We start from the raw sequence: 11,904 nt of genomic DNA on the forward strand, positions 1-11,904 counted from the left end.
TTAGAATGGCCTTTGCACGTTGCCCGAATAGAAATAGACACCCAGCCCGGCGGCGAAAATGATGTTGCCAGCAATGGCGTGCAACAACACCGCATAGAAGAAAGAGCCGCGTTTTCTGTAAGCCCACGCAAACAGAAGACCGCCGGCAAAGGTCATCGCGGCGACGATCCAGCTCCAGTACATGAGGTGCGCAAAGGAAAAGATTGCCGAGTTCAGGACATAGGATGCGCGTCCATCCGGCAGAATTGCATGATAACGCCGGAAGTACAGCGGCCGAAACAGCAACTCCTGCGGCAGGGCCGAGGCCAGAGGATAGCCGATCCAGATGATCAGCAAAAACTCCGGCCTATTTAGCAAAAGGAAATATGCAACGTCAGGCCGCGTGATCTGGATGAGAACCGAGCAGAACACCACCATCCCAAGCGTAAACAGAACGACCTCGCGCCAGGACCAGTTTCGCCAGCCATATCGCAATTCCGCCCAAGCAAATCCGGGCGTCCGATGCAGCAGGACGACACCGATCGCAGTGAAGGTGAACAGGGCCGGGAACATCCAGTCTGGCGGCAACAGCACGGCAATTAGCAGCGGCGCTGCCAGGAAAAACAGAGCAAACTCTATGCGCAGACGCAGATGTGTCGGGAATGATAATGTCGAAGTTCTGTCACTGCTCACGTCAACACCAACTCGGCCCGGATCAGCCCACGTAACGAATTACCCACCTGCACCTTTCGTGCATTCTTCAGATCGGTCAAGGTCACTCTTGCCTCTGATATGTCACCGTTTTCAAGCAGTTCCTGACGCAGGACACCCGGCAGCAAGCCGGATGACAATGGTGGTGTCAGATGGCGGCCATCCTGCGTTTCGATGAAAAGGTTGGTGATGGTGCCTTCGCAAAGTTCGCCACGTTCGTTCAGAAACAGCAACTCATCCACGCCGACCGCCATACCCTTGCGGGCCGTATCGTAAACTTCGCGCCGGGTTGTTTTGTGCCGCAGCCAGAAATCCGAGGACTTCAGCCGGTTTTCTGAAATGGCAACGGCCCAGGCCGGCGGGTTGTCGGCCAACGGCCCGGTTGTCAGTTCCAATCCGCCGGATGCATCCAGTGTCAGCCTACATCGCAACGCGGTATCATTCGATATACCGCCCAGCATCTGCAAAGCCTTATCTCGGTCAAACGGCACAGCCAGAGCATCGGCAGATCGGGCCATCCGATCCAGATGCAGGTTCCCACGAATGACACCCTGTCCCGGACGAAAACCCAGCGTTTCGATCAGGCGGAAATTAGGCTCAACTGGTGAGCAAAGCGGGCTTTCCATAGCGCTTCCTCATATTCCGACGAGGCGGTACTGTCCCAAACCACGCCGCCGCCGACGTTCAGTTTTGCCGTGTCACCGTCAACCATCATGGTCCGGATCGCGACATTGAACTCGGATCGCCCATCAGGGGCGGCCCAGCCAATCGTGCCACAGTAGATATCCCGCGGCCATGGCTCCAGTTCAGCCAGAATCTCCATCGCTCTGATCTTGGGTGCACCGGTGATCGATCCGCAGGGAAACAGCGCAGTCATGATATCGGACAAACCTGCATCGCCGCGAAGCTGCGCCCGAACCAGCGAGACCATCTGATGCACCGTGGCATAGGTTTCTACTTTGAACAGTTCCGGCACCTTGACCGACCCCGGCACCGCCACCCGGCTGATATCGTTGCGCAGCAAGTCAACGATCATCAGGTTTTCGGCCCGGTTCTTCTCATCAGACGACAAAAACGCCCGACGGCGCGCATCTTCGTTTGCATCCGGACTGCGGGGCTGGGTGCCCTTCATCGGGCGGGTTTCGATTGTCCCCGATGCATCCGTGCGAAAGAACAACTCGGGCGAACGGCTCAGCAGGTCTGGCAGGCCTGCCTGTTCCACCAACGCGCCAAACCCCACGCGCTGACGCTCTGCAAGAGCTGTGTATAACGACGCGCTGCTTCCTTCGACGCCAAGATCAATGGGAAAGGTCAGATTGGCCTGATAAATATCCCCCGCCCCGATTGCCTCATGCACCTTTCGGAAGGCACGGGCATAGCGATCCTCATCCCAACGGGGTTCGAACCGGGTAATCCCACCCCGCCCTTCGGGCAAATCAGTAGTGTCAGGTGCGTCGTAAACCCCAAAACACATCAGCGGCAAACGCCGGTTCGCGGGCATTCGCGATGCAAGACGGGGTTCCAGCGCGTATCCCATTTCATAACTGGCATATCCGGCAAGCCAGAAGCCCTCGGCCCGCGCGTCATCGAGCGCCGCCAAAGCCTGCGGCACTTCATGCGCGAAATCCGCGCGGATCATCCGGACTGGTCGGTCAAAACGCGTTCCCGGCCCGGCTGGTCCCTGATCAAAGCGAATACGCAATTGCATCCCCATTTGCCGTATTGCGCGATATAGAGATATCAGGGATGAGCGAAAGGGGGAAAGCGGCATTTTCATCTCTGTTTCCGATCCCCCTTGAACCTTTTCGCGTGGTCCCTATAACGCACGACAATTTGGGCGCTTGGGCGGTGCCCCTGACTCGCGGAAAATCGAAGGAACAAGGCCATGCCGAAGAGAACCGACATCCAGTCGATCATGATCATCGGGGCGGGGCCCATTGTTATCGGTCAGGCTTGTGAATTTGACTATTCCGGTGCTCAGGCGTGCAAGGCACTGCGCGAGGAAGGTTACCGGGTCATTCTGGTGAACTCGAACCCGGCCACGATCATGACCGATCCCGGGCTGGCCGACGCCACCTATATCGAACCAATCACGCCCGAGGTGGTTGCCAAGATCATCGAAAAGGAACGCCCCGACGCCCTGCTGCCCACGATGGGTGGACAAACCGGGCTGAACACCTCGCTAGCGCTGGAAGAGATGGGTGTGCTCGAACAATTCGGTGTCGAGATGATCGGCGCCAAGCGTGACGCCATCGAAATGGCCGAAGACCGCGCCCTGTTCCGCGAGGCGATGGACCGGCTGGGTCTTGAGAACCCCAAGGCAACCATCGTGACCGCCCCCAAGCGCGAGGACGGCTCTACCGATCTGGATGCAGGCGTGCAGATGGCTTTGGATGAGCTTGAGGAAATCGGCCTTCCCGCCATCATCCGCCCTGCCTTTACACTGGGCGGCACCGGCGGAGGTGTGGCCTATAACCGCGAGGACTATATACATTTTTGCCGCTCGGGCATGGATGCCTCGCCGGTCAATCAGATCCTCGTCGATGAAAGCCTGCTGGGCTGGAAAGAATACGAGATGGAGGTGGTCCGCGACACCGCCGACAACGCCATCATCGTCTGCTCCATCGAAAACGTCGACCCGATGGGCGTTCACACCGGTGACTCGATCACCGTGGCCCCTGCCCTGACGCTGACCGACAAGGAATACCAGATCATGCGCAACGGCTCGATCGCCGTTCTGCGTGAGATCGGCGTCGAAACCGGTGGCTCGAACGTGCAGTGGGCAATCAACCCCGATGACGGCCGTATGGTCGTGATCGAAATGAACCCGCGCGTGTCGCGGTCCTCGGCGCTGGCCTCAAAAGCGACCGGTTTCCCGATTGCCAAGATCGCGGCGAAACTGGCGATTGGCTACACGCTGGACGAGCTGGACAATGACATCACCAAGGTGACCCCGGCCTCGTTCGAGCCGACCATCGACTATGTTGTCACCAAGATCCCGAAATTCGCATTCGAGAAATTCCCCGGCTCGGAACCCTATCTGACCACCGCAATGAAGTCGGTGGGTGAGGCGATGTCCATCGGCCGCACGATCCACGAATCGATGCAAAAGGCACTGGCGTCGATGGAATCGGGCCTGACCGGGTTTGATGAGATCGAAATTCCGGGCCTGAACGTGGGTGTCTGGGACGAGGCCGACGACAAGGCCGCCGTGATCAAGGCGATCAGCCAGCAGACGCCCGACCGTCTGCGCACCATCGCGCAGGCTATGCGTCACGGTCTGTCCGATGATGAGATTTTCGGCGTCACCAAATTTGACCCATGGTTCCTGGCCCGCATCCGCGAGATCGTCGATGCCGAGCGTCAGGTGCGCAAGGACGGACTGCCCCTGACCGAGGAAGGCATCCGCAAACTCAAAATGCTGGGCTTCACCGACGCGCGTCTGGGCAACCTGACTGGCCGTGACGAAGACAACGTCCGCCGCGCCCGCCGCAATCTGGGCGTAGCGGCTGTGTTCAAGCGCATCGACACCTGCGCCGCCGAGTTCGAGGCGCAGACGCCCTATATGTACTCGACCTATGAGGCCCCGATGATGGGTGAGGTCGAATGCGAGGCACGGCCCAGTGATCGCAAAAAGGTCGTCATCCTTGGCGGTGGTCCAAACCGGATCGGCCAGGGGATCGAGTTCGACTATTGCTGCTGTCATGCCTGTTTCGCGCTGACCGAGGCGGGTTATGAGACCATCATGGTCAACTGCAACCCCGAGACGGTTTCAACCGACTATGACACCTCGGACCGCCTGTATTTCGAGCCGCTGACCTTTGAACACGTGATGGAAATCCTGACGAAAGAGCAGGAAAACGGCACCCTACACGGTGTTATCGTACAGTTCGGTGGCCAGACGCCGCTGAAACTGGCCAACGCGCTTGAGGCCGAAGGCATTCCGATCCTCGGCACCACGCCGGACGCCATCGATCTGGCCGAAGACCGCGAGCGGTTCCAGGCGCTGGTCAACGATCTGGGTCTGAAACAACCCAATAACGGTATTGCCTCGACCGACGAACAGGCGCTGGAAATTGCCGAAGACATCGGCTTCCCGCTGGTGATCCGCCCCTCCTATGTGCTGGGTGGCCGCGCGATGGAAATCGTGCGCGATATGGACCAGCTGAAACGCTATATCAACGAGGCCGTGGTGGTTTCGGGTGACAGCCCGGTTCTGCTGGACAGCTATCTGGCCGGAGCGGTCGAACTGGACGTGGATGCGCTGTGCGATGGCACCGACGTGCACGTAGCCGGTATCATGCAGCATATCGAAGAGGCAGGCGTGCACTCGGGTGACTCGGCCTGTTCGCTGCCGCCCTATTCGCTCTCGAAAGAGATCCTCGACCAGATCAAGGATCAGGCGTTCAAACTGGCCAAGGCGCTGAACGTCGTGGGCCTGATGAACGTGCAGTTCGCCATCAAGGATGATGAGATCTATCTAATCGAAGTGAACCCACGCGCCAGCCGCACCGTGCCTTTCGTTGCCAAGGCGACGGACAGCGCGATTGCCTCAATCGCGGCGCGGGTTATGGCCGGGGAAAAGCTGTCGAACTTCCCGATGCGCCCGCCTTATCAGGAAGGCAAGGACACCAAGATCGCAGATCAGATGACGCTGGCCGATCCGAACATGCCGTGGTTCTCGGTAAAAGAGGCCGTGCTGCCCTTTGCCCGTTTCCCCGGCGTCGATACTATTCTGGGTCCGGAAATGCGTTCGACCGGCGAGGTCATGGGCTGGGATCGCGACTTCCCGCGCGCTTTCCTCAAGGCGCAGATGGGGGCAGGTATGGTGCTGCCGTCATCGGGCCGGGCCTTTGTCTCGATCAAAGATGCCGACAAGGGTGCTGCAATGCTGGAGGCCGCGCAGGTGCTGGTAGCACAGGGCTTCAAACTGGTTGCAACGCGAGGCACGCAAAGCTGGCTGGAGGGGCACGGAGTTCCCTGTGATGTTGTCAACAAGGTGTATGAAGGTCGTCCCGACGTGGTCGACATGCTCAAAGACGGGCAGGTACAGCTGTTGATGAACACAACTGAAGGCGCGCAGGCTGTCGAGGATAGCAAAGCAATTCGCTCGATCGCGCTCTATGACAAAATCCCCTACTTCACGACCGCCGCGGCCAGCCACGCAGCCGCGCTGGCGATCAAGGCGCAAGCCGAAGGGGATGTCGAAGTCAAATCCCTGCAGGGATAAAACACCCCGAACATTGGCGGGACCGGTTTTAGCCGGTTTTGCCAATGTTTCTATTCCCTCCGCAAAAAATGACGACCGATCACCCGGGTTGTTTCAAACCGCCACGCAAATGGCGGAAAACCACCTGTGGGCGTGCATTCCCTCGGGTAAGCCACCCTTGATCCGGTGCGGTACTGACTGCATTTTGTGCAAATCCAAAAATATTCAGGACCCGCCATGTACACGCCCGCCATAACCGGAACCGGTGTCTTTACGCCCGATAACGTCATCACGAATGCCGAACTGGTCGTGGCCTTCAATGCCTATGCCGACAAGAAGAATGCCGAGAACGCCGAAGCGATTGCTGCGGGTCGGATGGAGCCGATCCAGTACTCTTCGGAAGAGTTCATCGTAAAGGCATCAGGGATCGAGAACCGGTACGTCATGGACAAGACCGGCATTCTGAACCCGAACATCATGCACCCGATCCTGCGTCAGCGCAGCGATGACGAGCCGGGCATAATGACCGAGATGGCCGTTGATGCCTGCAACAAGGCACTGGCACAGGCTGGTCGAACAGCCGAAGACATTGATCTGGTGATCTGTGCCGCTTCGAACCATGAACGCGCCTATCCGGCTGTTGCGGTCGAGATTCAGCAAGCTCTGGGCGTCAGGGGCTTCGGATTCGACATGAATGTCGCCTGCTCCTCTGCAACGTTTGGCATTCAGGCGGCGGCCGATATGGTGCGGTCCGGTTCGGTCAGGGCAGCGATTGTTGTGAACCCCGAAATCTGTTCGGGACATCTGGAATGGCGGGACAGGGATTGCCATTTCATTTTTGGCGATGTGGCCACCGCAACCGTGATTGAGCGAGTCGAAGATGCAAAGGGGCCGCATTTCGAGATTCTGTCGACCCGTTGTGCTACGGAATTTTCCAACAATATCCGAAACAACAATGGCTTTCTGCGACGGGCCCGCCCGGATGGTCTGGCGGACCGTCGCGACATGCAGTTCATGCAAAACGGGCGCAAGGTGTTCAAGGAAGTGCTGCCGATGGTCAGCCAGCACATCACGGATCACATGGATGCCGAAGGGCTGAGCAGCAGTGATCTGAAACGCCTTTGGCTGCATCAGGCCAACAAGACCATGAACGATTTCATTGGCAAAAAAGTGCTGGGCCGAGAGCCGGAACCGGATGAACAGCCCAATATCCTTCAGGACTATGCAAACACCTCATCCGCAGGATCAATCATCGCGTTTTCCAAGCATTCGGATGATCTGAACAGTGGCGACGTGGGGCTGATCTGTTCGTTTGGCGCTGGATATTCAGTGGGGTCGGTGATCGTCCGCCGGCACGCCTGACCTGTACAGGACGTTACCACCAACCAGCCCAAGTAGCTCAGCTTACGCTTTCCTCTTCAAGGTGAAGCTTCATCTCGATCAACACCTGCTGCAACAGGCTGGTTTCTTTCAGCAGACGCTTGGCCTCGTTCACAGTGATAATGCCGTCCTCGATAGCGGACTGGTATTCGGTCATCAGCATTGCAAACCGCTGGCTGAGCGCGATCACATCGGAATTCACACCTCCGGTGCGGGGCGCGTCGGTGTTCCGGTCGCCATACGACAAGGTGATGCTTTTCAGATCGGCCAGCGCCGAGGTCACATGCGGAAAGGTTGCAGCGTTCTCCAGTTTCGCGACAGCATCCACCGGCATAAACCGGTCGGCATGTTCCGCGTTATCTGAATAATATCGCCCCAGCGTTGCCTTGGATTTACCGGTAATCTCGCACGCGGCTTCGATTCCGACGTCCTTAACCAAAGCTTCGGTATGTTTCTTGAGATATGTACCGATTTCGGCCATTTTTTTACCTTCGCTACCTGCGCTCACCCCTTCCCGATCATGTCTGCCGGGGAAAGGGCCGGAAATTTTCCCATTCAAGACTAATAAGTCAAATGTCATACCTTGGCTATCCCTCAGATTTACGGGGGATTTTGTGAGTGAGTGGCGGCAGTTCATGCCGGTAAAGAGTGACGTGAAGGCAACATTTATCGCCTTACGCTGGTTTGGTCGCATGTTGACCAACGGCGTCGCTGTTGCGGAAGCGGGGTTTCCATCCCCTAAGAGCATCTGCTCAGCCTCTGCAACCGCAACGGTGGCGTCGTTTGCTTTGGTTTGACTTGCCCGCCCGAAAAAGTCGTTCTAGACCCGGCGCATGGCAAAGCTCTACTTCAACTACTCCACCATGAATGCAGGCAAATCCACGGTATTGCTGCAGGCCTCTCACAACTACCGCGAGCGTGGGATGGAAACCTATCTTCTGACCGCCGCCATTGATGGGCGTGCTGGCAATGGCCAGATTGCATCGCGAATCGGAATCTCGGCCGAAGCCGACACATTCAGCCCGGTAGACGATGTTTTCAGCATGATTGAGCGCCGCCTGAATCAGGGACCTGTGGCCTGTGTATTCGTGGACGAGGCGCAGTTTTTGTCTGAAGATCAGGTCTGGCAACTGGCACGGGCCGTTGATGATCTGAAGGTGCCGGTTCTGGCCTATGGCTTGCGGGTCGACTTTCAGGGACGGCTTTTTCCGGGCTCTGCCACACTGTTGGCCCTGGCGGATGAGATGCGCGAAGTTCGAACCATCTGCGAATGCGGACGCAAGGCGACAATGGTGATTCGCCGGGATGAGGACGGGAACGCCATCACCGAAGGCGCACAGGTACAGATCGGCGGGAACGAGACCTATGTCTCGCTCTGCCGCAAGCACTGGCGTGAAGCCGTCGGAATGTGACCTCAGACCGCGTTGGGAAGTGGGCGCCCTTCTACGAAGGCTGCGACGTTGTCCAACGCCATATGCCCCATATCCGTCCGCACTTCTTCGGTTGCCGTCCCCAGATGCGGCAGCAAGGTCACGTTTTCCATCTTGCAAAGAGCATCCGGCACCGCTGGTTCGAATTCATACACGTCCAGACCCGCGCCTGCGATCTGACCGTCTTGTAAAGCGGTGATCAGGGCAGATTCGTCGATAACCTCACCCCGTGCGATGTTCACTAGGTTTGCCGACGGATTCATTGCAGCCAAAACACCGGCGTTGATCAGATGCCGGGTTTCAGGACCACCGGGAACGGCCAGCACCAGAAAATCGACCGATGCGGCCAAAGCATCAAGATCAGCAATGTACTCCGCAGGAAAATCGAGTTCTTTCCGGCTGCGGGCCAGATAGGAAACCTGCATCCCGAATCCGAAATGGCAGCGCCGGGCGATAGCCTGCCCAATACGCCCCATGCCGACAATTCCGACCCGTTTACCCGTCACGTGGTGACCCAGCATCTGCGTCGGATGCCATCCCTGCCAGTTACCGGAACGAACCAGCCTCTCCCCCTCGCCCGCGCGGCGGGCCGTGGTCAGGATCAGCGTCATCGCAATATCCGCGGTCGCATCGGTGACAGCTCCGGGTGTGTTCGACACCTTTAAGCCCGCCGATTGCGCAGCAGCCACGTCGATGTGGTTATATCCGACACCGAAATTGGCCAGCAATTTGCAACGCGGGTTCGGAACCTGAGAAAACACAGCAGCCGAGAACAGATCACCCAATGTGGGTACCACCACGTCAAACTCGGCAAGCGCCCGCAGCATCTCGCCCTCATCAAGGGGCAGGTTGCTGGAACGGATTTCAGCGTTGAACGTGTCACGCGCGCGCGCTTCGACTGCGGGCGGCATGGGGCGTGTGATCCACAGTTTCATCAGTGCATCCTGCCGCCAACAGGCACCTTGCCATCGGGGCCGATCAAAACGATTTCGCCGCTATCGTCGGGCAATCCAAGCACCAAGACTTCGGACATGAACTTACCGATTTGGCGCGGTGGAAAGTTGACTACAGCCATCACTTGCTTGCCCACCAAAGCGGACGGATCGTAATGCGCCGTGATCTGGGCAGAGGTTTTGCGTTCACCGATTTCGCCACCAAAATCGATCCACAGTTTAATCGCGGGTTTGCGGGCTTCTGGGTAATCTTCGGCCCGAATGACCTCGCCCACACGGATGTCGACCTTGAGAAAGTCGTCAAAAGAAATCTCACTCACGCGACAACTCCTTTGAGCGTTCAGTGGCGGCGTTCACGGCCCGGTGCAACAGGTCGGGGAAACCTGTCTCTTCATGCATCAGAATCTCAAGCGCGGCCTGTGTCGTGCCGTTGGGTGAGGTGACGTTGACGCGCAACTGCGAAGGATGATCATCCGCTGCGACGGCCAGAGCCCCCGCGCCGGCCACGGTGGATTTGGCCAGCTTCATCGCTAGTTCGTGCGGCAGGCCGTGCGCCTCGCCAGCTGCGGCCAGGGTTTCGATCAGATGGAATACGTATGCCGGGCCAGAACCGCTGACGCCGGTCACGGCGTCCATCTGCGCCTCATTTTCAAGCCGCACGGTTTCGCCAACGGCGGATAACAGATTCTCCGCCAGCGTCAGGTGCGCATCCCCTGCATGAGCGTTCCCGATCAACGCGGTGATGCCCTGACGGATTGCGGCAGGCGTGTTGGGCATCGCACGAACGATAGGAGTTCCGCCGCCAAGAACCTTTTCGAACGTCTCAAGCGAAGTACCGGCAGCAACCGAGACGAATAAGCTGCCACCCCCACCCAGAGCCTGAATCGCCGGCAGCGCCTCGCCCATCATCTGTGGTTTTACTGCCACCAGCACCACTGCTGGCGCTTCGGGCAAAGGTGTGTTGATGTTGACGCCCTGCGCCTTCAGCCAATCTGACGGATACGGGTCGACGACCCAGACCGAAGACGCGGGAAGGCCATGCTCCAGCCAACCTGCAAGCATGGCCGATCCCATTTTCCCGCAGCCCAAAAGCACCAGCCCCTGATCCGCGACGTGCGACATGTCCATGATTGCCCCTCCCCAATGTCTTCAGGTTCGGGGCAAAGCTTTACGCGCGGCCATAGGCCTCTGCAATGGCGACTTGCATCGCATCCGACGGGGTACGGTTGCCCCATGTCACCAGCTGGATGGCCGGATAGTACCTCTCGGCGCTCAGAACCGCCGCGGTGATCATCGTGTCAATCTGCTCCGGGCTGGCCGACTGGCCACCCGCAAGAACCAGACCATAGCGGTAAACCATCAGTTTCTGGTTTGCCCAGTACGTAAAGGCACCCGCCCAGCATTGATCATTCATGGCGTTGAGCAGTTCGTACAGTTCCGGAACCCGCTCCTGCGGCGGCTCCATCTCGAACGAACAGACCATCCGCAGCGTTTCGTCAAAGCCGGACCAAGCCAGAGTGATTGAATATGTACGCCACTGACCTTCGACCGCCATGGCAATCTGATCGTCACCGATGCGATCGAAATCCCAATCGTGATGTTCGGCGAGATGCTCAACAATGTCGATCGGATGAATGTCTTCTTCGAGGTACTGTTCGGAAAGGGCCATAATACCACCTCACTAATTTCTAGCTGGTTGGGGCTGGCAGCGCCCCAGCGCTAGTTGCCTGCTCTACAAGCCGGGCTTCCCCCTTTGGCCTGTACTAAATATGGTGCGATGTGGCAGGTACCCTGACAACCCCTATTTTTGGGGATAACAGCAATAAGTTGTGGACAGCTGGCAACGCCGCCCAAAATATTGGCGCCAGACACAGCTTTTTCTTGAAATAATTCTGCAGCGCGTCAAAATACCCCGAGCCGCGCAAACCGACACCGGATTGCACGGTGGGATAGTTTTACCCCAAATATTGGAGAATCCCGGGCCTAGTCGCCCAGCTTGGCCTCAAGTGCCGCTATGCGTGCTTCGAGGGCCGCGTTTTCCTCGCGCGCTTTCTGCGCCATCGCCCGCACGGCGTCGAACTCTTCGCGGGTGACGAAATCGCGATCAGCCAGCCAGCGGTCGATCATCGACTTCATGGCATTCTCGGCCTCTTCCCGCGCGCCCTGCGCCACGCCCATGGCGTTGGTCATAAGTTGGGAAACGTCGTCCAGGATCTTGTTGCGGGTTTGCATGTCTTTACTC

Annotated in this window: 12 protein-coding genes; 3 read left to right on the forward strand and 9 right to left on the reverse strand. The window is 58.1% G+C overall.

The annotated features are described in order from the left end of the window. Genes ACR0D6_RS03505 through ACR0D6_RS03515 form a run of 3 tightly spaced genes read right to left on the reverse strand, consistent with a single transcriptional unit; the run spans position 1 to position 2,398 of the window. The gene (locus ACR0D6_RS03505; RefSeq protein ID WP_480764473.1) at positions 1 to 672 is read right to left on the reverse strand and encodes a CPBP family intramembrane glutamic endopeptidase; all 672 of its coding nucleotides are present in this window, start codon (positions 670 to 672) and stop codon (positions 1 to 3) included. Further along, positions 669 to 1,316, reverse strand: a complete 648-nt coding sequence (locus tag ACR0D6_RS03510) for an aminotransferase class IV family protein (protein WP_480764474.1) — start codon at positions 1,314 to 1,316, stop codon at positions 669 to 671. Before ACR0D6_RS03510 ends, ACR0D6_RS03505 begins: the two co-directional genes overlap by 4 nt. Beyond that, the gene (locus tag ACR0D6_RS03515) at positions 1,271 to 2,398 is read right to left on the reverse strand and encodes an aminodeoxychorismate synthase component I (RefSeq protein WP_480764733.1); all 1,128 of its coding nucleotides are present in this window, start codon (positions 2,396 to 2,398) and stop codon (positions 1,271 to 1,273) included. The genes ACR0D6_RS03510 and ACR0D6_RS03515 overlap by 46 nt, the downstream gene beginning before the upstream one ends. A gap of 177 nt (positions 2,399 to 2,575) precedes the next feature. Between ACR0D6_RS03515 and carB the strand changes: the two genes are divergently transcribed. Both carB and ACR0D6_RS03525 read left to right on the forward strand, forming a co-directional pair. After that, positions 2,576 to 5,920, forward strand: coding sequence for a carbamoyl-phosphate synthase large subunit (carB, locus tag ACR0D6_RS03520; RefSeq protein ID WP_480764475.1), 3,345 nt, complete (start codon positions 2,576 to 2,578; stop codon positions 5,918 to 5,920). 216 nt (positions 5,921 to 6,136) lie between these two features. Beyond that, a complete protein-coding gene (locus ACR0D6_RS03525) occupies positions 6,137 to 7,261 on the forward strand; it encodes a beta-ketoacyl-ACP synthase III (RefSeq protein WP_170650965.1) in 1,125 nt (374 codons plus the stop codon). 37 nt (positions 7,262 to 7,298) lie between these two features. Here ACR0D6_RS03525 and ACR0D6_RS03530 read toward each other — a convergent pair whose 3' ends face one another. Continuing rightward, the gene (locus ACR0D6_RS03530) at positions 7,299 to 7,760 is read right to left on the reverse strand and encodes a hypothetical protein (protein ID WP_480448677.1); all 462 of its coding nucleotides are present in this window, start codon (positions 7,758 to 7,760) and stop codon (positions 7,299 to 7,301) included. A gap of 352 nt (positions 7,761 to 8,112) precedes the next feature. On the opposite strand from ACR0D6_RS03530, the gene ACR0D6_RS03535 reads away from it, so the two are divergent. Then, positions 8,113 to 8,691, forward strand: coding sequence for a thymidine kinase (locus ACR0D6_RS03535; protein ID WP_170650967.1), 579 nt, complete (start codon positions 8,113 to 8,115; stop codon positions 8,689 to 8,691). 2 nt (positions 8,692 to 8,693) lie between these two features. On the opposite strand, the gene ACR0D6_RS03540 is transcribed toward ACR0D6_RS03535, so the two are convergent. The 5 genes from ACR0D6_RS03540 to ACR0D6_RS03560 form a co-directional block, all read right to left on the reverse strand. Beyond that, complete coding sequence (locus tag ACR0D6_RS03540; protein ID WP_480764476.1) at positions 8,694 to 9,644, reverse strand: 2-hydroxyacid dehydrogenase; 951 nt, start codon at positions 9,642 to 9,644, stop codon at positions 8,694 to 8,696. Then, positions 9,644 to 9,982, reverse strand: a complete 339-nt coding sequence (locus ACR0D6_RS03545) for a tRNA-binding protein (protein ID WP_480764477.1) — start codon at positions 9,980 to 9,982, stop codon at positions 9,644 to 9,646. The genes ACR0D6_RS03540 and ACR0D6_RS03545 overlap by 1 nt, the downstream gene beginning before the upstream one ends. Beyond that, on the reverse strand, positions 9,975 to 10,790 hold the full coding sequence (proC, locus tag ACR0D6_RS03550) for a pyrroline-5-carboxylate reductase (RefSeq protein ID WP_480764478.1): 816 nt from the start codon (positions 10,788 to 10,790) through the stop codon (positions 9,975 to 9,977). Before proC ends, ACR0D6_RS03545 begins: the two co-directional genes overlap by 8 nt. A 40-nt stretch (positions 10,791 to 10,830) precedes the next feature. Next, entirely contained in the window at positions 10,831 to 11,331 is a 501-nt protein-coding gene (locus ACR0D6_RS03555) for a YbjN domain-containing protein (RefSeq protein ID WP_170650971.1), read from the reverse strand. 314 nt (positions 11,332 to 11,645) lie between these two features. After that, positions 11,646 to 11,894, reverse strand: coding sequence for an accessory factor UbiK family protein (locus tag ACR0D6_RS03560; protein WP_170650972.1), 249 nt, complete (start codon positions 11,892 to 11,894; stop codon positions 11,646 to 11,648). Between the last annotated feature and the right edge of the window lie 10 nt (positions 11,895 to 11,904).

This window comes from Ruegeria sp. BJ6, from assembly GCF_056537885.1.